We start from the raw sequence: 17,967 nt of genomic DNA on the forward strand, positions 1-17,967 counted from the left end.
CCTGTTTCATGTTGAGGAACGCGCGTTCAGCGCGCCACCTACACGTCCAGACGGGCTAGGTCCGGTTCAGGTTGACAGATCATGCAATTGGCGAAGAGCGGTTAACGAAGTCGCATCGCTACAGAAGTCCCGCTATAGAAGTTCCTTGGCCAGCAGCTCGAGGGTGCGTTCCCGGGCGACGGCGCGGTCCGGCGATGCGCCGCGGTACGCCGAGGCGATCGGATTGATCATGACTTCGTCGACGTCGTACCGCGCAGCGAGTGCGCGGATTTCGGTGGCGGCTTCGGCCGGCGTACCGACGATGGTGCGGCGTACGTTGCTCGCGATCAGATCGTTCTGTCCAGGGCTCATGGTGGTTGCCTGCGCGTCCTCGACGAGGTCGACAAACCCCATCGGTTGACCGGTCCGCAGTCGTGCCATGTTCTGGGCCTGCGGCAGGGCGAGTGCCTCGGCCTCCGCAGCAGTGTCGGCGACGACGGCGTTGACGGTCAGGAACGTCCGTGGCGCCGGCGTCAGCTCACTCGGCTGGAACTCAGCGCGATACATCTGCAGGGCCTGTTCGGTTCCCTGCCCAGAGAAGTGGTGCGCGAACACGTAGGGCATGCCCTTTTCGGCGGCCAGATGCGCGGAGTACGCCGACGAGCCAAGTAGCCACAACGGTGGCGTACTGACCGCATGAGGGGTCGCCTTCAACCCGTAATCGCTGGAGCGAAGGCGAACCATCGCACCTTCCTTGCTCATCAGTACGGCGACATCATCGAGATACTGCGGGAAGTTCTGGATGTCCTCGTCGCCACGACCGGCCGGCCCGCGCAGCGCCATCGAGGTCACCGGATCCGAGCCCGGCGCCCGCCCAATACCGAGGTCGATCCGTCCGGGGTACGCCGCCTCAAGCAGCGCGAACTGTTCGGCCACCGCAAGCGGCGCGTGATTGGGCAGCATGACTCCGCCGGACCCGACCCGGATCCGCTCGGTACGCGCTGCCAGCAGGCTGATCACCACAGGCGGCGAGGTCGCGGCGACGGAAGCCATGTTGTGGTGCTCGGCCACCCAATATCGGGTGAAGCCGGCGCGGTCCGCGGCTTGCGCGACACCGATACTCGCGGCAAGCGCGTCGCCGGTCGTCTGGTCGGTGCGCACGGGCACAAGGTCAAGGGCAGAGAGTTTGAGTGACGTCACGCTTGGCTAACGTCGACGGCGCACTAAACCTTCCCGATCGGTAGATTTTCGGTTCGCGTGCACGGGGCTATACGCCTTTGAAATAGGATCGACTCCCATCGCGGACCCCGGCGTACGACGATGTCGGTCTTTAGTTGAACGTCCGATGGCGTGGTGCCCCGAACCCGGGGCGTCGCTCTGGTATATATCGGGCATCAGTAAGTACTGCGCGTGCGGGGAGCGTGATGGGGATGTCCGACTACAACTCACGATCCGTCGGCTCGCGCTCCGGCGGGGTCTCGACGAAACCGAAGGCCGATCGAAAGATCGCGCCGCCGCCGCCCATCACCAAGGCGGTCAAGCTGCTGCGGATCGGGGCAATCGTCACGGGTCTGAGGCTCTTGCTCAACGTCGTACGCGCGATCACCGAAAACCGCTTTGACCTTTCCGGGTTCTCCGTCGGCACGCTGCTGTTCTTCGGTGGCACCATCGGGCTATTGGCCGGGATCGCGATGTGGGTGTGGATGGCCGAGGCGACCGCCCGCGGCAAGGGCTGGGCTCGTGCGGTGTCGGTGGTGATGGCCGGATTTGGGCTGATCCTGCTCATGTTCGACTTCTTTGATGTCGCCTCAATCGGCTGGATCGGCCTGCTGCTTGGCATAGCTCAGACCGCCATCGGTGTCATGGCCGTGTGGCAGATGTACGACGAGCAGAGCGAAAACTACTACGATGCCTGCCGAGAGGCGTAGGACGTCGTACGCCGCGGTGGCAGGATCGGAACATGTCCTCGCCGTCAGAGATTGCCGATCCAACTACGCTGTACCAGGTGCGCGACGGTGTCTATGCACCCGACCTGCTGATCGCCGCGGTTGTGAATCTAGACCTGTTTACCTGGATCGAGCGGCAGGGGCCGGTCACCGAGGCGCAGATCAGCGCGGGACTTGAGGTTGCGACGCGTCCGTTGGACGTGCTTCTTACGTACGGCGCGGCGTTAGGGCTGATCGAGCGGCAGCCGTCCGGGGTCATCTCACTCACCGATTTGGCTCGGCAACAACTGGTCGCCGATTCGCCACTGAGCCTGCATGCCTACTACGCCTCCCTGGCCGAGCGGCCGGCCGTAGGCGAACTGACAGACGTGCTTCGGACCGATCGACCTGCGGCCTGGGCGAGCGCGCGGACCGGCGGTTCTGGCGCCGGATGGTCGCAACGGCTCGATGACGTGGAGTTTGCGCGCGGGATCACCGCGGCGATGGATGCGCGCGGAGTCTTCCTTGGTCCGGCGCTGGCCGCGGCCGTGAGTGATCTTCCGGCTACCTCGATCCTTGACGTCGGTGGCAGTTCGGGCATCTATGCGTGCTCCTTGCTCGCGGGCCGCCCGGCGGCCCGCGGCACCGTCGTCGAACGCCCGCCGGTGGATGTGGCGGCGCGGCTGCTGCTGGCCGAGCGCGGCTGGGACTCCCGAGTCGACGTGCGAAGCGGCGACATCTTCACTGATCCGCTACCTCAGGGTCACGACTTACATCTGTATTCGCAGGTGCTGCACGACTGGGACGAACCGCGTGTGCGCCACCTGCTTGGAGCGTCGTACGCCGCATTGCCACCCGGCGGCTGGATGGTCGATCACGACGCGCACATCGACGCAGACAAGCGCGGACCGCTCGCCAACGCCGAATACTCCGTCCTGCTGATGCACTCGACTGTCGGCAAATGCTGGTCTATCGGTGAGCTGGCCCTGTTCGCCGCCGACGCCGGATTCGAGAATGTCTCCTATCGGCGCACGGTCGCTCATCGTGGCGCGTTGGTCGCCCAGAAGCCGCTCACCTAGAAGTCGCTCACCTAGAAGTCCGTCACCCGGATACCCGTGTCCCAGAAACCGGAGCATCCCGTCGTCTAGCGAAGGATGGCTGGTCGGTGTCGGGTGCCCGCCTGAGTGGGTGCGCCGCTGTGGATAACAAAATCAGATGTCGTACAACAGTTCTATCGTTGGGCAACGGAGATCAACGAAAGGAACAGATCATGAACGCCAAAGACACAGCCTGGCTCGATCAGGAAGACGCGTGGATGCGAGAGACCGTGCGCAAGAACGGGTGGGCGATCACGTATGTCGGCGGTGATGGATGCACCTATCCAGGGTGCGAATGCGGCGACGAGAGGGATGCCGAGGACACCGTATTCGGATACACCGTGGGCTTACATGGGCTCGGCCACCCGGAACTGTTGATGTATGGCTGCGATCCCGGCACGACATCCCTGGTGCTCAATACTCTTGGCCGTTGGATCCGCGGCGGTGGTCAGCCGCGCAAAGGCGTCGACTACACGATTGACGGATTCGGGTTCGCGCTGCAGTTCCAGACGGTGCCCAACCCTGAGGAGATCCTTTCGAGACATATCGGTTCTACCGTCCGGCGGAAGCGAGCGACATTCCGGCCCTCCACGTGTATTGGCGTGCCGGTGATCGATACCCGTGGGAACCTGACTACGCACTGCCGAGATACGCACAGCCGCTACCCGGTGACTTTCCGCCGGACGAAGACAACTATTTCGGCTACCAGCGGGGACCTTTTGAATAAAGTCATCGGTTTCGCAGGCGATTATCGACCGGTTCGTACGCCGCGAATTGAGGTCGCGGCGCACTAGGAGGTTAGAGGGGGTGCGGCGAGCGCGGCGAGCGCCATCTCGGTCAGCACCGCCTTGGTGGTGGCCCGGTCACCCCCGCGCGCACTGTGTGGCGTGGAGTTGAGCAGCCCGAAGCAGGCCTGGACCTTGAGCCGAGCGGTCGGAGCGTCCAGCGCCGGATCGCAGTCCTGTAGTACGTCGACCCACAGTTCGATGTACTCGCGTTGCAGGTGCCGTACGTCGTGGGCGGCGTCGGCGGACAAGTTGGCGAAGTCCCGGTCCTGCACCCGGATTCGCTCGGGTTCGGTCAATGAGAAGTCCGTATGGAAGTCGACCAGAAGGTGCAGCGCCTCTTGCGGCGACCCCGCGTCACCGACCCGAGCCATCCCGCCGTCCAGCAGACGCTGACTGATATCACGTAATACCTCGGCGAGTAGCGCGCCCTTGCTGGCAAAGTGCCGATAGAGCGCCGGTCCACTGATGCCGACCGCCTTGGCAAGCTGCTCGATGGAAACGCCGTGAAATCCGCGGTCGGCAAACAGTCGACTCGCGGCGTTGAGCAATGAGTCGGTGCGCGCGGCCTTAGCGGTACGCCGACTCACTGGTGCGAGTGGAGCATCACGCTGTTTGGACTCAGCCGAGGACTCCGCTCGCGTGGACATAGCGCCCACCTTACGCTAGATTTCTAGTTCAGTTAATGGTTACTAACTGAAATTTGTCGTCGGTCTAGCTACGCGTCATCGTTCGTATCCTGCTGATACGGCGGCGATCATCGACGGCGCACACTGAGGGTGCGACCGGCGTACGACGACCTGATCGCACTACTTGCGCACCACTGGCTTCTAGAACGGAACGGACGGGCACATGGGACGACTGTCCACCCTCATCGACACCGGCGGAGAACAGTTCGCCACCAACGCGACACTGCAACGCTCGCTGGTCGACGACCTGCGCGCGCGGATCGAGGCCGCCGACGGTGGTTCGCAAAAATCCAAGGACCGGCACGTCAGCCGCGGCAAACTCCTCCCCCGCGAACGCGTCGACACGCTACTTGATCCGGGTAGCCCGTTTCTCGAGCTCTCGCCGTTGGCGGCCCACGGAATGTACGACGGCGACGCGCCCGGAGCCGGGATCATCACCGGTGTCGGGCGAGTCAGTGGCCGCGAGTGCGTCATCGTCGCTAATGACGCGACCGTCAAGGGCGGCACCTATTACCCGATGACGGTCAAAAAACACCTCCGGGCCCAGGAAGTAGCGCTCAACGACCGGCTGCCCTGCCTCTACCTGGTCGACTCAGGAGGCGCGTTTCTGCCCAAACAGGATGAGGTCTTCCCCGACCGCGAACACTTCGGGCGGATCTTCTTCAACCAGGCCACGATGAGCGCGCGGGGCATTCCGCAGATCGCCGCCGTACTCGGCTCGTGTACGGCAGGCGGCGCGTACGTCCCGGCCATGTCCGACGAGGCGATCATCGTCAAGAACCAAGGCACGATCTTCCTCGGCGGGCCGCCGTTGGTGAAGGCCGCGACGGGCGAAATCGTGACAGCCGAAGACCTCGGCGGCGGCCTGTTGCACTCAAAAACCTCCGGCGTAACAGATCATCTGGCCGATAACGACACCCACGCGCTGCACATCATGCGGCAGATCGTCGGCAAACTTGGGCCTCGGGACCAGCCCGTCTGGGACGTCGAGGCGCCGCGTGCACCGGCGTACGACCCCGAGGAACTCTACGGAATCATCCCGGCCGACTCGCGCACGCCGTACGACGTCCGTGAGATCATCGCGCGGCTGGTCGATGGCAGCGAGTTCGACGAGTTCAAGTCCGAGTACGGCGCCACGCTAGTGACTGGTACGGCGCACATCCACGGCCATCCGGTCGGCATCCTCGGCAACAACGGCATCCTGTTCAGCGAGTCGGCGCTCAAGGCCGCGCACTTCATCGAGCTGTGCGACAAACGCAATATTCCGCTGCTGTTCCTGCAGAACATCACCGGCTACATGGTCGGTCGCGAATACGAGGCCGGCGGCATCGCCAAGAACGGCGCGAAGATGGTCAACGCCGTCGCGACCGCGCGGGTCCCGAAATTCACCGTTGTCATCGGTGGGTCGTTCGGCGCCGGTAACTACGGGATGTGCGGGCGCGCCTACTCGCCGCGATTCCTGTGGATGTGGCCCGGCGCGCAGATCTCCGTGATGGGTGGCGAACAGGCGGCGTCGGTGCTGTCGACGGTCACCCGCGACGGGATCGAAGCCAAGGGCGGCGAGTGGAGCGCCGAGGACGAGGAGAAGTTCAAGGCGCCGATCCGCCAGCAGTACGACGAGCAGGGCAACGCCTACTACTCCACCGCTCGGCTGTGGGACGACGGGATCATCGATCCGGTCGATACCCGCATGACCCTTGGCCTCGCGCTCGCCGCAGCGTCACGAACACCCTTGCCCGAAATTTCCTACGGCGTCTTCCGGATGTGACCATGATGTTCGATACCGTCCTCATTGCTAACCGCGGCGAGATCGCCTGCCGCGTCATCAAGACCCTGCGCGCCATGGGCATCCGCAGCGTCGCGGTCTACTCCGACGCGGACGCGCACGCGAAGCACGTCCGCGAGGCAGACATCGCCGTACGGATCGGACCGGCGGCAGCTCGTGACTCGTATCTGTCGATCGACAACGTCATTGCCGCGGCGAAAGCCACTGGGGCGCAGGCGATCCACCCGGGCTACGGATTCCTGTCGGAGAATGTCGACTTCGCTCGCGCATTGGACAAGGAAGGCATCGTCTTCATCGGCCCGCCCGCCTCCGCTGTCGAGGTCATGGGCGACAAGATCCGCGCCAAAAATGCGGTAGGACGTGCCGGCGTACCGGTCGTTCCCGGGCGGACCGACCCGGGCATGACCGATGACGACCTCATCGCCAACGCCGCCGAGATCGGCTATCCGGTGCTGATCAAGCCGTCCGCCGGTGGTGGCGGAAAAGGTATGCACCTGGTGGAAAGCGAGGCCGGGTTAGCCTCGGCGATCGTCACCGCGCGCCGCGAAGCCGCAACGTCGTTCGGCGATGACACCCTCTTCCTTGAGCGATTTGTCAGCAACCCCAGGCATATCGAGGTCCAGGTGCTCGCCGACGCGCACGGCCACACCATCCACCTCGGCGAGCGCGAATGTTCACTGCAACGGCGCCACCAAAAGATCATCGAGGAGGCGCCGTCCGCCCTGCTGGATCAGGCCACTCGCGACCGGATCGGTAAGGCGGCCGTCGATACGGCCGCAGCCGTTAACTATGCGGGCGCCGGCACGGTGGAGTTCATCGTGTCCGCCGACGCGCCCGATGAGTTCTTTTTCATGGAGATGAACACCCGCCTTCAGGTGGAGCATCCGGTCACCGAAATGGTCACCGGCCTGGATCTGGTCGAGCAGCAGCTCCGAGTCGCAGCAGGCGAACCGCTGTCGATGACGCAGGACGACCTCGTCCTCAACGGGCACGCGGTCGAGGCCCGGGTCTACGCCGAAAACCCGGCCCGTGACTTCCTGCCCACCGGAGGTCGCGTGCTCAAGCTACGCGAACCGGACGGAGTCGACGTACGTGTCGACAGTTCGTTACTGCCGGACGCCGAGGTCGGTACGACGTACGACCCGATGCTCGCCAAGGTCGTCGCCTGGGGCGAGGACCGTGCGGCGGCGCTGTCGCGGTTGGATCGTGCGCTCGGAGAGACCGTGGTGCTCGGGGTCACCACCAACCTGCGATTCTTGCGTGCGTTGATCAACCATCCCGACGTGCGCGCGGGCAAGCTCGACACCGGTCTTGTCGGTCGGGAGATTGAGTCACTCACCGCCGGCACCGCGCCCACAGCGGCGTACGCCGCCTTCGCGCTGCACCATTATCTGTCCGGCGCTCGCCACGGATTGGCGCCGTGGGACGACGGGTCCGGGTGGCGTGCCGGCCGACCCAATGCGCCGGTTCATTGGACGGTTCAAAACGCGTTCGGTGAGACCATCGATGTGCGGTTAAGGGTCACTCGCGACGCCCGGATGACCTTGACGATCAACGACAACGAGCCGCTCCCGGTCGACGGCTTCCGTGCGCACGATCACCTGCACGTCACGACCGACGGTGTTTCGCGCCGTGCGCTGATCGCCGACGACGGGGACACCACCTGGATCCACATTGACGGTGCGACCGCCGCGCTGCGCGACGTACCCCTCGAACGTGCCGCCGCGGACGACGCCGTTACAGACGGCGAGGTACGCAGCCCGATGCCTGGCACCGTGCTCGCCGTACACGTCGAACAGCAGCAGTCGGTCGCCAAGGCGACACCGCTGGTGGTCGTCGAGGCGATGAAGATGGAGCACGTGCTGGTGGCGCCGATCGACGGAGTGACGAGCGACTTCGCGCTCAAGGTAGGCCAACTGGTAGCGGTCGATCAGCTGCTGCTGACCATCCATCCCGACGAGGCCGCCACTGACGACACCCCCACTGCGAAGGAGAAGTAGCGATGGAGTTCGAGCTCACCGAGGAACAGCGCGCGCTGAAGCAGACCGTCGCCGAGTTCGCCGACGAGGTCGTGGCACCGGTCGCCGCGCACCACGATGCGACGAAGACCTTCCCGTACGACGTGGTCGCCAAGATGGGATCGCTCGGGCTGTTCGGTTTACCGTTCCCCGAGGAGTACGGCGGGATGGGCGGCGACTACTTCACGCTGTGCATCGCGCTGGAGGAGCTCGCCCGGGTCGATCAGAGCGTCGCGATGACTCTGGAGGCCGGCTGTTCGCTCGGCTCGATGCCGGTCTATCGGTTTGGCAACGAGCAACAGAAGCAGGAATGGCTGCCACAGCTGACATCGGGTGCCGCGCTCGGCGCGTTCGGGCTGACTGAAGCCGACGGCGGCAGCGATGCCGGTGCCACTAAGACCACGGCGCGCCTGGAGGACGGACACTGGCGGATCAACGGCAACAAGCAGTTCATCACCAACTCCGGCACGGACATCACTAAACTGGTCACCGTCACCGCGGTCACCGGTGAACGCGACGGCGGCAAGAAGGAGATCTCCGCAATCATGATCCCGGTGCCGACGGCCGGGTTCACCGCGGAGCCGGCGTACAACAAGGTCGGCTGGAACGCCTCGGACACGCACCCGCTGTCCTTCGACGACGTCGTCGTACCTGAGGAAAACCTGCTCGGCGAACGCGGTCGTGGTTACGCCAACTTCCTGCGGATCCTCGACGAGGGCCGGATCGCGATCGCCGCAGTGTCCGTCGGCGCCGCGCAGGGCTGCCTGGATGAGAGCGTGAAATACGCCAATGAGCGCAAGGCTTTCGGCCAGTCAATCGGCCGCTACCAGGCGATCGAGTTCAAGCTCGCCCGGATGCAGGTACGCGCGCACACCGCCCGGCTTGCCTACTACGACGCGGCGGCCCGCATGCTCGCCGGCAAGCCGTTCAAAACACAGGCCTCGATCGCAAAACTCGTGGCCAGCGAGGCGGCCATGGATAACGCCCGAGACGCGACCCAGATTCACGGCGGGTACGGCTTCATGAACGATTACGCGGTGGCCCGGCATTACCGGGACAGCAAGATTCTCGAGATCGGCGAAGGTACGTCGGAAGTGCAGCTGATGCTGATCGCCCGCGACCTCGGCCTCGCCTAACAACTTCAAATCTCTCGGTTCGTAGTTCGACTACACCGGCAGGTCGGCCATACTGAAGCGCATGGGTACCTACACCGACCGAATACTGCCGCGTTTCATGGACCGCGTCATGCGCAACGAGGAGTTCGGCCGCATCCGCGCCCGGGTGGCCGACGGACTTAGCGGTCAGGTGCTTGAGATCGGCTTCGGTTCGGGACTCAACGTCCGTTATTACCCGACTGCGGTCGACCGCGTCCTCGCCGTCGAACCGGCGATGAAGGGACGAGAGCTTGCCGAACGCCGGATAGCAGCCGGGAAGGTGCCCGTCGAGTACGTCGGCCTCGACGGACAGAAACTCGATGTTCCTGACGCGAGTGTCGATCATGTGCTTACTACCTGGACGCTGTGCACCATCCCCGATGCGGGCCTTGCGCTCGCCGAGATCGCCCGAGTGTTGCGGCCCGGCGGGGCGCTGCATTTCGCCGAGCATGGCCGATCGCCGGATTCAAAGGTGGCCCGCTGGCAGGACCGGCTGACTCCTATCCAGCGCAGGATCGCCGGTGGCTGCCATCTGAACCGCGCGATCGAGGACCTGATCGGAGCGTCCAGTCTTGAGCTGACGAGCCTGACCAACTACTACGTCGAATCACCGAAACCGCTCGGCTACATGTATGAGGGCGTCGCGACCAAGACCCCGAACTAGTGGGACGTCATACGTTACGGCTGCAGTAGCAGCCAACTTGGATGACGGAAGTACTCAGAACAGCGGCTTCGTCGCGACGTCGAGGACCACGGTGTTGCTGACGTAGCGGCCGCCCTTGATGTCGCCCTTGGTGATGAGGCGCGGTTGGGCGAGTGGCTGGCCGTCTTCGCGCAGGGAGATCAGCAGTGGACGGCCACCGAGTGTCGCTTCGGCCGGTGTGACCGCGGCGGCGTAGCCATCAGATCCGACGGCCGTGACGGAGGTTGTGGACAGCGGCCAGAGCCCAGCGGCAGACAAGACGTCACGCAGCGTCGGGCCTGCCTCGGTATGTGTTTCGGGGGCGCCGCCCGCCGAGAACGCGACCTGCTGGGACTGCTGCGGCAGGCTGGCCAACTGCTGGGCGGATAGTGTCGCCGTACGGGAGCCGTTGTCGACCACGAGAGAGCCGGGTGCCGCCGTCACGGGCTGCGCGGCGGACACCGAAACGTCGATACGCCGTACGTCCCACACGTCGCGCAGGATCGTCGTGTCAGCCGGTACGACGAGCGCCAGATGGCCGGCCACGGTGGTGAGGACGGCGGGATTGTTGCCGAAGTTCGGGTCCAGCTCGCCGAGCGCGAACGTGACGCCGGGCTGCCACGCGCCGTACACCGTGACCGACACTCGGAGCCCGGCATTGTGCCCGTCCGGGACCGTCGGTGTGCTGGCCTCGACCAGGCTCTGGAGGCTGACGCCGGGTCGATTTGCCTCGGTTCATCCGTGTTCGCCATTTCCTCTGCTCGGGCGCCTTTGGGCCATGTGGCTTCAACACCCGTCGTGGATCAAGATGTGCTGAAGCATCCTCTTGACTCTGACATCGTGTGAGACCGGAAGCTAGGTGGCGTCATGTTCAACATCGGAGAGTTCGCCAGGATGGGCCGGGTTTCGGTCCGCATGCTGAGGCATTACGACGCCATCGGCCTACTTCGTCCGGCCCGCGTGGATCCGTTCAGCGGCTACCGCTCGTACGAGGCGGCGCAGCTGAAACGGCTCAACCGGCTGGTCGCGCTTAAGGATCTCGGTTTCAGCCTCGAGCAGGTCGGCGCGGTCCTCGACGAGAAGGTCGATACGTCGGAACTGCGCGGCATGCTGCGGCTTCGTCAGGCGCAGCTGGCCGAACAGCTCGCCGCAGACACCGATCGACTCGGTCGCGTTGAGGCGAGACTTCGAATGATCGAAAGAGAAGGCACCATGAGCACGAACAACGTCACCGTCGAGAGCGTCGAACCAGTCCTCGTCGCGCGGCTGTCTGGAGTCGCGAAAAGCAACGACAGCGCCGATGTCGGGCCCGTCGTACAGGGTTTGTACGGCGAACTGACCGGCGTACTTCAGAGCGAGGGCATCCAGATGGCCGGCCCGGCAATCGCGACCTACGAACCGGCGCCCGACGGTGCGCTTGCTGTCGGAGCGGGAATCACCGTCGGCCCGGGAGTCAGCGGCGATGCGGTCGAGGTGATCGAACTGCCGGCGATCGACCAGGCGGCGGTATACGTCCACCACGGCGCGATGGCGACGATCGGCGAGGCCTACCAGATCCTCGCGACGTGGATCGAGGACAACGGCTACCGCACCGACGGTACGGCGCGCGAGGTCTATCTCGTTGGCCATCCCGATCCCGAGGAGACCTGGCAGACCGCACTGCAGATGCCGATCAGCGGCAACTAAGGAACAGCACGACCGGCCAGGTATCTCGAGCCGCGGGCGCGGGCGGTGCCATAAGGTGACTTGTGTGCCAGCTGCCCCGGAACCGTCGGCGAAGCGCCGTTGGGCAATTTCCTCGGTGGACGTCGTCGACGTGTTCGTCTATGTGGTCGTACTCAATCTGGCTGCGGAATACCTGCCGAAGGTCGTCGCCGAAACCTTCACGCTATCGCTGCTCAGCGCTGTACTACTGAAGGTCGTCCTCGAGGTCGTTCTCGCGATCAAGGATCGGGTCAAGGCTCGATTCAAGGCAGCCGCGAGCGCCGCAGGCAAGAGCCTTGCCGCGCTGTCACTGTGGCTTCTCATGGTTGGGAGCAAGTTCGTCATCCTGGAGTTGATAGCGCTGGTCTTCGGAGATGCAGTGAGTCTGGGCAACTTCTGGTCAGTCACCGCGCTGATCGTCGTGCTGATGCTTGCCCGGACTGGTGTGCGCCGTCTGCTGAGCTCTGGTTCGCGTCAAGTGAGCGCCGGCTCCGGCCAGCTGGACTGATACCGGACCGCAGTTTTACAAGACAGTGCCAGCCCGTCGACGGGTCAGGACGTCCCTTTCCCGGGTGGACCTCCGGACGGGCTAAAGGGTGACGCAACTCCTCCGTGCGCACCGTACGACCGTCTGACCTGCTCTTTCGACGTAGGCGCTTCCACAAGCGGGACGCCGCGATGAAACGCCTGGCGCCTGGCCAGTGGTCGGCTGTCGGCGACACCCGCGTCATACCGTCCAGATTGACGCAATGCCGAGGCCGAGACCGATCTCGCGACAGAAGGGCGGACTACTCAGTGCGGCAGGAGCCCTACCTCGCCGCGAACGTTGTATAGAGTTGAGCCACGCGAGCGCATCGCGACCGAAGAGGTCGAGGCTGGCGAGAGCGCAACCCTGCAGCTCATCGAGTCCGGCGGCGCGACCATCGAGAACCTCCACCGAGTCATCGCAGCGTCAGTCGCGTCCTCCACCAGCGGTGACCACCAAGGTATCTGCGAACACTGGGCATTCAGAAAGCTCACCGCCCCCTGGGACATACCCGACACTGACCTCGAGACCATCTTCCGCGAAGCGATGAATCGCAAGCGCCCCGCACCTAGCAGCCCACAACCGAAAAGTGACGTCGTCAACGCAGTCCACGACCTCCTCTTCCCACACAGCACCAAGGCCAAGGACCGCCTCCAAGACCTCACCGATTGGTTCGAGCAACTGGAGGAAGACCGCTACCCGGGCGCGCCGACCAGCTGGATTGAAGCCATCGTCCTAACGTTCAATGTGGCACCAGCCGATCACCTGCCTGCGTATGTCGAGCGAATCTTCAATCTGCGGCGCCTGGAGGTCGCGCGCGAGCCGCTGTGGAAATTCACCGAACCCCTGATTCACCGCATCACCAACGACCCAATGGCCGCGCACACGCTTACCGACGCTCTTGACGGACGTGACGTAGGCATCGAGTCGCCCCTGTTCGAACAACTGGTCACCAGCCCAGGGACCGAACAAGCCAACGCGGCAAGACGCGTCTTCGCCATCGCCCGCACGCTCGAGATGGCGGGCCACCTCGGTGCGGGCGCACTGGAGACTGCATGCGAGGTCCTCCGTAAGGCCGACCCGCACCACTGTTACCGACCCCTACGCCGGTGCTACCGGCCCGCTCCGGACGCTCGGAGTCGCCCTCGCCGACGGAACCAACAAATAACCGCTAAACCACACCCGCAGCAGCACTCGCGCTGATCGACAGGCGTGGCCTCCAATGCATAGAGACGTCAAACTCTCGAGTCCGCGACTGCGTCATTCCGCCGCGAGTGACGCGGTCAGGTTCCCGTAAATCGATCCGCACACGGGATCGCCCGGGAACTGAGGCAGGTGCTGCCGAGTCCGGTCGCCACTGGGAGGTCGCGCCGCGGTTGCCGTGACGCTCGAATCTGATAGTGATATCGTTGGGGTGATATCGAAGGTGGTCGTTATGGAACAGATCCTGATCCGCAACCTTCCCGCGGGGACCAAAGCCGCGCTGCGCGCGCGTGCCAAGCAGCGTCACCGGTCTGTTGAGGCGGAGGCGCGCGAGATGCTCGCCAAGGCTCTGGCGGATGAGCCCGTCACTATCGTTGACCTCCTGGGCACCGACGACGGTGCCGACATCGAGTTCGAACCCGAGCGCCTGGGCCTGACGGCTCGCTCAGCGCAACTGTGAGGTACCTCTTGGACACCAACGTGGTGTCCGCAATGCGGGTCACAGGGCGCAACCGGATTGTCGAATTGTGGGCAGCGTCGGTTTCCGTCGGTGACCAGTTCGTCTCAGCATTCACCATCGCGGAAATCGAGCGCGCAGTGATTGCCAAGGAGCGATCCGACGCTGAGCAAGGAGTCGTCCTGCGTCGCTGGTTCGAGGAGAACGTTTTGCCCACGTTCGCAGGCCGGGTGCTGCCGTTCGACCTGTCGGCGGCCCGGATCCTCGCAGCCTATCGGGTCCCCGAGCACGCACCGTTCGACGACGCCCTCATCGCCGCCGTCGCGGAGTCTGCAGAGATGACCATCGCGACGCGGAACACCAAACACTTCGAACCCCTCGGCGTCCCTTGCCTCAATCCATGGGACACGACCACGCCCAGAGACTGAGCCATCCCCAGAGGGTTGGGCGGCGATTGCGGCCACGAGAGGGGTCCACGCCGATGAGGTCGCGTACCTGGCCTTGCGCCAGGAGGCGAGCTCGGCGCTGGCTGGTGCAGTCGGGCGTTGCCCGACGCCCGAGCCGGCCACAGGCCGTGGCCCGACCGGGCCCACCCTTGGAGGTGCGCCATGAGCGCGCTACTTGTCGGGTACGCCCGATGCTCCACCGACCAACAAGACCTGACCGCCCAACGCGACGGACTGACCATGCTCGGCGTGGCGCCGGAGCGCGTCTACGTCGACCACGGGCTGACCGGCACCAACCGGGAACGACCCGGACTCCGTGAAGCCCTCGCCGCATGCCGAGCCGGAGACACCCTGGTGGTCACCAAGCTCGACCGTCTGGCCAGGTCACTGCCTGACGCCCGGGCGATCGCCGACGAGCTCACCACCCGACAGATCAGCCTATCGCTCGGCGGCTCGGTCTACGACCCAACCGACGCCGTGGGACGGCTGCTATTCAACGTTCTCGCGATGGTCGCTGAGTTCGAGTCCGACCTCATCAGGCTTCGCACAGTCGAGGGCATGAAGGTCGCCAAGGCCAAGGGTCGGCTGCGCGGCAAGCAGCCCAAGCTCAATCGGAAGCAGGAAGCTCACCTGGTCTCGCTGGTGCACAGTGGCGAGTACAGCACCCTCGAGGTAGCGGAACTCTTCAGCGTTGGCCGCTCGACGGTCTACCGAGCCATCGAACGCCAAAGAGTCGCGGCGAAGGCTGGCCCCGCTGAGGCGTCTTCAAGGCGCTGACCCGGCCACGACGCCGGCTGTCCCGTATCCGGCACCCCTCCGGGACGTCGGCGTTCCCCGGCCTGCCTGCTCGCTGGTGACGTTCGATTGGGGTTCGGCTTACAGGACGTCCGTTGTGGCCTTCGCATCGTGAAGCGTGGTAGTGGCGCGGTTGGTGCTGCTAGCTGGCGGGGCGGTGTTCGGTCGCAGAGAGGTCTTTGATTGCGTCGCGTAGTGCGTCGTAGGTGACGCCGAGGTTGACCAGGACCTCGGAGGCGATTCCTTCGGTAACGGTGAGGCAGCCCAGCGCTAGGTGGCCGGTGCCCACATAGTCGTGGTCGAGGCGTAGGGCCTCCCGTAGTGCGTGTTGCAGGACCCGCTGGCCGGCGGGGCTGAATGGCAGCTTCTCGGTCTCCTTCTCGGCGCTAGGTAGGCCGATCCGACCGTTGATGGCGGCGGTGATCGTGTCCGGGGGCGCGTCACAGCGGGCAAGGGCTAGTGCGCCGGTGGCATCAGGTTTGCCGCACAGGCCAAGCAGCAGGTGCTCGGTGTCGATGCGACGTGCGTGGCGGTGCCGCGCCTGTTCTTGAGCGATCACGATGGTGTGCTTCCCCGCGGGAACCATCCGGTCGAAGTACCCGGGGTGCTTACCGCCGCGATCGATCTCCGGGGCGGCGTAGCGCTTTTGGACCGCTTGCCGGCTGACGCCGAGGTGTTGGCCAACCTCGGCCCATGAGGTGCCGGTGCGCCGCGCCTCATCGACGAAATGGCCAACCAGATGCTCAGTCAACCCGCTCACGGTCGTCGCGGTTTCCAGTGCATCATCGAGGCGTTGTAGTGCATCGCCGTCAGGACGCAGTCGTTGGACGTGAAGAATCAGTGTGTCAAGGGTAGGTAGCGTGTCTCTCATAGCGCAACTATAAATTGACAATCAGCGATAGCGCAATCGCCCATTGACATTCGATGATCGCTGAGGGATAGGTATGCGGTACTTCTGACGATCGCACGTGGGGCTGGCCGCCCGACGCCCGGCGTCCTTCGGCCGACACCGTCCCACCAGACACCTCAGCACCGAATTCGAGAAGGCCGTGACGTCCATCCGTGAGCCAGAAGGCGACAGCCAGCCGCCCTGTTCGTGTCGAACCATCGGCTCGGCGAATGTTCCATCCGCCGCGGGGCGATGATGGCCGGCGGCCGGCCCAGACGCCCTCACTCGCCCGCCAACTGCAAAGCGACATCCAGCTCGTGCTGCTTCTCCGGCGAGAGGACGCCGACCCGCTCGATCAGGTGATCGGCGTCGACGGTCGCCCTCCAGGTGCAGAAGATCGTGCCATCCTTGGGTAGCGCCACCCGGACAACGCCGGGCTCGGCCAGACCCGCCTCGGCTCCGAGGAAGACTTCGATCCCGACCGCCCGGGGATCCGGCCCGGCTTCGGCGACGACGCGGCGACGCTCATCGGCATCGATTGCCTGGTCACCGGACATCAGCACGAACCCGAGCTTTTGCTCCGGTGTCGCCGGCTCGACGATCTGCATGGCCCGAAACTCCTGCCCCGCACCACCGGAGAGCAGCACCACGAGCCGCTTCTCGTCGAACTCGGCCCACCAAACCTCGCCGCGTTCCACGTCCCGACTCTAGCCATTGCCCCACCAAGACAGTCTTCCCGTCGAGCAGCAGCGGAACGCACAGGCAAACGGCGACGCTACGGCACCGGCGGTCGACCAGCGAGTCAGGACGGATGGGTCTGCAGGTGCCCACCCCGAGCGCTGCCGCGTTCGAGGCCTGCTCACCGAGATGCCGCAGGCTTGTCCGCTCGCACCCGACCCGCTGGGCTCATCATGGAACTCCCTGTCGACACCCGGCAGGATGTGGCGATCCTTCCCCGCAAGGGGAACAGTCAGCGGCGACGATGGCGGTGGACGAATCGGACAGCAAGCAAGATCGCTTGCGTCGACGTAGCGGGATCGTCCTACTGTAACGATTTCGGTCACGCAAATTATGATCGCGAACCGCCGGAAGTGATCGCGAACCGCCGGACGCGGATCGGCCACGGAATCGCGAATAACCCAAGATGAGACTAAGTCTGATATTGTACTCGATATGGCTAGCTCGGTGATGGCAACGCAGGGGCTGCGGGAGCGCAAGGCGGCCCGGACGCGGGCCCAGATCTCGCGGGTTGCGATCGGCTTATTCTGCTCGCGGGGTTTCGATGCGGTGACGATGACGCAGGTGGCGCACGAGGCCGAGGTCGGCAGGGCGACGTTGTTCGCATACTTTCCGACGAAGGAGGACCTCGTCTTGGAGCGCGTTCGTGGCAACGGTCCTGTCCAGACCGTTCGGCAACGGGCCGCGGGCGTATCACTGGTGGATGCGCTGCGGGCGCATTGCCATGAGACCGCGGCACGCTTCGCTCGCACAGACCAGGGCGACGTCCAGGGCACGCGGCGCGTCATGGGATTGATCCTGTCCACGCCGGTGTTGAGGGCCGGGCTGCAGCGCCTCTTCGACCAGCAGCGCGAGGATCTGGCCGGATTGTTGTCGGGCGAAGATCCCGGTCTCGCGGGTACCTGGAGGGCGGAGGTAGCCGCGGCGCAGGCGATGGGGGTTGTCCTGGCGGTCGAGTCCCACATCTACCGGTGGTTCGTCTCCGGGGAGCCCACCGACGCGACCCCTGCGCCGCTTGCCGGCGAGATCGATGTGGCCTTCGACCAGCTCGCGGCCGGCCTCGAGCGCTGCTACCCGAAGCGGGACGACTGATC

Annotated in this window: 19 protein-coding genes; 14 read left to right on the plus strand and 5 right to left on the minus strand. The window is 64.8% G+C overall.

Annotated features, from left to right (window positions below; all coding sequences use genetic code 11):
* Window positions 1-132: 132 nt before the first annotated feature.
* Window positions 133-1,179: an LLM class flavin-dependent oxidoreductase gene (locus CLV47_RS06605; RefSeq protein WP_106348239.1), complete on the minus strand. Its 1,047-nt coding sequence runs from the start codon at window positions 1,177-1,179 to the stop codon at window positions 133-135.
* Window positions 1,180-1,409: 230 nt separating this feature from the next.
* Between CLV47_RS06605 and CLV47_RS06610 the strand changes: the two genes are divergently transcribed.
* The 3 genes from CLV47_RS06610 (at window position 1,410) to CLV47_RS06620 (ending at window position 3,795) form a co-directional block, all read left to right on the plus strand.
* Window positions 1,410-1,907: a DUF5336 domain-containing protein gene (locus CLV47_RS06610; RefSeq protein WP_146135305.1), complete on the plus strand. Its 498-nt coding sequence runs from the start codon at window positions 1,410-1,412 to the stop codon at window positions 1,905-1,907.
* A 32-nt stretch (window positions 1,908-1,939) separates the two neighbouring features.
* Window positions 1,940-2,983, plus strand: a complete 1,044-nt coding sequence (locus tag CLV47_RS06615; protein ID WP_106348241.1) for a methyltransferase — start codon at window positions 1,940-1,942, stop codon at window positions 2,981-2,983.
* A gap of 191 nt (window positions 2,984-3,174) precedes the next feature.
* A complete protein-coding gene (locus CLV47_RS06620) occupies window positions 3,175-3,795 on the plus strand; it encodes a DUF4262 domain-containing protein (protein WP_106348242.1) in 621 nt (206 codons plus the stop codon).
* Here CLV47_RS06620 and CLV47_RS06625 read toward each other — a convergent pair.
* Window positions 3,792-4,436, minus strand: a complete 645-nt coding sequence (locus CLV47_RS06625) for a TetR/AcrR family transcriptional regulator (protein ID WP_106348243.1) — start codon at window positions 4,434-4,436, stop codon at window positions 3,792-3,794. The genes CLV47_RS06620 and CLV47_RS06625 overlap by 4 nt on opposite strands.
* Before the next feature lie 202 nt (window positions 4,437-4,638).
* On the opposite strand from CLV47_RS06625, the gene CLV47_RS06630 reads away from it, so the two are divergent.
* The 4 genes from CLV47_RS06630 to CLV47_RS06645 all read left to right on the plus strand — a co-directional run bounded on the left by CLV47_RS06630 (window position 4,639) and on the right by CLV47_RS06645 (window position 10,097).
* A complete protein-coding gene (locus tag CLV47_RS06630; protein WP_106348244.1) occupies window positions 4,639-6,243 on the plus strand; it encodes a carboxyl transferase domain-containing protein in 1,605 nt (534 codons plus the stop codon).
* A 2-nt stretch (window positions 6,244-6,245) separates the two neighbouring features.
* A complete protein-coding gene (locus CLV47_RS06635; protein ID WP_238145260.1) occupies window positions 6,246-8,261 on the plus strand; it encodes an acetyl/propionyl/methylcrotonyl-CoA carboxylase subunit alpha in 2,016 nt (671 codons plus the stop codon).
* Between the two features lie 2 nt (window positions 8,262-8,263).
* On the plus strand, window positions 8,264-9,415 hold the full coding sequence (locus tag CLV47_RS06640) for an acyl-CoA dehydrogenase family protein (RefSeq protein ID WP_106348245.1): 1,152 nt from the start codon (window positions 8,264-8,266) through the stop codon (window positions 9,413-9,415).
* Window positions 9,416-9,476: 61 nt separating this feature from the next.
* A complete protein-coding gene (locus tag CLV47_RS06645) occupies window positions 9,477-10,097 on the plus strand; it encodes a class I SAM-dependent methyltransferase (RefSeq protein WP_106348246.1) in 621 nt (206 codons plus the stop codon).
* A gap of 54 nt (window positions 10,098-10,151) precedes the next feature.
* Here the strand turns inward: CLV47_RS06645 and CLV47_RS06650 are convergent, their stop codons facing one another.
* Window positions 10,152-10,760, minus strand: coding sequence for a hypothetical protein (locus CLV47_RS06650; protein ID WP_106348247.1), 609 nt, complete (start codon window positions 10,758-10,760; stop codon window positions 10,152-10,154).
* 222 nt (window positions 10,761-10,982) lie between these two features.
* Between CLV47_RS06650 and CLV47_RS06655 the strand changes: the two genes are divergently transcribed.
* The 6 genes from CLV47_RS06655 to CLV47_RS06680 all read left to right on the plus strand — a co-directional run bounded on the left by CLV47_RS06655 (window position 10,983) and on the right by CLV47_RS06680 (window position 15,228).
* Window positions 10,983-11,801 (plus strand): MerR family transcriptional regulator, encoded by an 819-nt coding sequence (locus CLV47_RS06655; protein WP_106348248.1) that lies wholly within the window; start codon window positions 10,983-10,985, stop codon window positions 11,799-11,801.
* 64 nt (window positions 11,802-11,865) lie between these two features.
* Window positions 11,866-12,327, plus strand: a complete 462-nt coding sequence (locus CLV47_RS06660; protein ID WP_106348249.1) for a hypothetical protein — start codon at window positions 11,866-11,868, stop codon at window positions 12,325-12,327.
* Between the two features lie 318 nt (window positions 12,328-12,645).
* Window positions 12,646-13,548 carry a hypothetical protein gene (locus CLV47_RS06665; protein WP_106348250.1) on the plus strand — a complete coding sequence of 301 codons (903 nt, stop codon included), beginning with the start codon at window positions 12,646-12,648 and terminating at the stop codon, window positions 13,546-13,548.
* A 232-nt stretch (window positions 13,549-13,780) separates the two neighbouring features.
* A complete protein-coding gene (locus CLV47_RS06670) occupies window positions 13,781-14,008 on the plus strand; it encodes a FitA-like ribbon-helix-helix domain-containing protein (RefSeq protein WP_106348251.1) in 228 nt (75 codons plus the stop codon).
* Complete coding sequence (locus tag CLV47_RS06675; protein WP_106348252.1) at window positions 14,005-14,433, plus strand: type II toxin-antitoxin system VapC family toxin; 429 nt, start codon at window positions 14,005-14,007, stop codon at window positions 14,431-14,433. The genes CLV47_RS06670 and CLV47_RS06675 overlap by 4 nt, the downstream gene beginning before the upstream one ends.
* A 180-nt stretch (window positions 14,434-14,613) precedes the next feature.
* Entirely contained in the window at window positions 14,614-15,228 is a 615-nt protein-coding gene (locus CLV47_RS06680; RefSeq protein WP_106348253.1) for a recombinase family protein, read from the plus strand.
* Window positions 15,229-15,388: 160 nt separating this feature from the next.
* Here CLV47_RS06680 and CLV47_RS06685 read toward each other — a convergent pair whose 3' ends face one another.
* The gene (locus CLV47_RS06685; RefSeq protein ID WP_106348254.1) at window positions 15,389-16,117 is read right to left on the minus strand and encodes a Clp protease N-terminal domain-containing protein; all 729 of its coding nucleotides are present in this window, start codon (window positions 16,115-16,117) and stop codon (window positions 15,389-15,391) included.
* Window positions 16,118-16,416: 299 nt separating this feature from the next.
* Window positions 16,417-16,833, minus strand: a complete 417-nt coding sequence (locus CLV47_RS06690) for a hypothetical protein (RefSeq protein WP_106348255.1) — start codon at window positions 16,831-16,833, stop codon at window positions 16,417-16,419.
* A gap of 475 nt (window positions 16,834-17,308) precedes the next feature.
* Here CLV47_RS06690 and CLV47_RS06695 point away from each other — a divergent pair, with 475 nt between their 5' ends.
* Window positions 17,309-17,965 carry a TetR/AcrR family transcriptional regulator gene (locus tag CLV47_RS06695; protein ID WP_106348256.1) on the plus strand — a complete coding sequence of 219 codons (657 nt, stop codon included), beginning with the start codon at window positions 17,309-17,311 and terminating at the stop codon, window positions 17,963-17,965.
* Window positions 17,966-17,967: the final 2 nt, after the last annotated feature.

The sequence above is a fragment of the Antricoccus suffuscus genome (assembly GCF_003003235.1).
GTDB classification, from domain to species: Bacteria; Actinomycetota; Actinomycetes; order Mycobacteriales; family Antricoccaceae; genus Antricoccus; species Antricoccus suffuscus.

What these genes read in the sequence shown, in the direction of transcription:
- CLV47_RS06610 (WP_146135305.1), top strand. Translation starts at nt 1,410, where the DNA reads ATGTCCGACTACAACTCACGATCCGTCGGCTCGCGCTCCGGCGGGGTC.
- CLV47_RS06615 (WP_106348241.1), top strand. Translation starts at nt 1,940, where the DNA reads ATGTCCTCGCCGTCAGAGATTGCCGATCCAACTACGCTGTACCAGGTG.
- CLV47_RS06620 (WP_106348242.1), top strand. Translation starts at nt 3,175, where the DNA reads ATGAACGCCAAAGACACAGCCTGGCTCGATCAGGAAGACGCGTGGATG.
- CLV47_RS06625 (WP_106348243.1), bottom strand. Translation starts at nt 4,436, where the DNA reads ATGTCCACGCGAGCGGAGTCCTCGGCTGAGTCCAAACAGCGTGATGCT.
- CLV47_RS06630 (WP_106348244.1), top strand. Translation starts at nt 4,639, where the DNA reads ATGGGACGACTGTCCACCCTCATCGACACCGGCGGAGAACAGTTCGCC.
- CLV47_RS06635 (WP_238145260.1), top strand. Translation starts at nt 6,246, where the DNA reads ATGATGTTCGATACCGTCCTCATTGCTAACCGCGGCGAGATCGCCTGC.
- CLV47_RS06640 (WP_106348245.1), top strand. Translation starts at nt 8,264, where the DNA reads ATGGAGTTCGAGCTCACCGAGGAACAGCGCGCGCTGAAGCAGACCGTC.
- CLV47_RS06645 (WP_106348246.1), top strand. Translation starts at nt 9,477, where the DNA reads ATGGGTACCTACACCGACCGAATACTGCCGCGTTTCATGGACCGCGTC.
- CLV47_RS06655 (WP_106348248.1), top strand. Translation starts at nt 10,983, where the DNA reads ATGTTCAACATCGGAGAGTTCGCCAGGATGGGCCGGGTTTCGGTCCGC.
- CLV47_RS06670 (WP_106348251.1), top strand. Translation starts at nt 13,781, where the DNA reads ATGGAACAGATCCTGATCCGCAACCTTCCCGCGGGGACCAAAGCCGCG.
- CLV47_RS06680 (WP_106348253.1), top strand. Translation starts at nt 14,614, where the DNA reads ATGAGCGCGCTACTTGTCGGGTACGCCCGATGCTCCACCGACCAACAA.
- CLV47_RS06685 (WP_106348254.1), bottom strand. Translation starts at nt 16,117, where the DNA reads ATGAGAGACACGCTACCTACCCTTGACACACTGATTCTTCACGTCCAA.
- CLV47_RS06695 (WP_106348256.1), top strand. Translation starts at nt 17,309, where the DNA reads ATGGCTAGCTCGGTGATGGCAACGCAGGGGCTGCGGGAGCGCAAGGCG.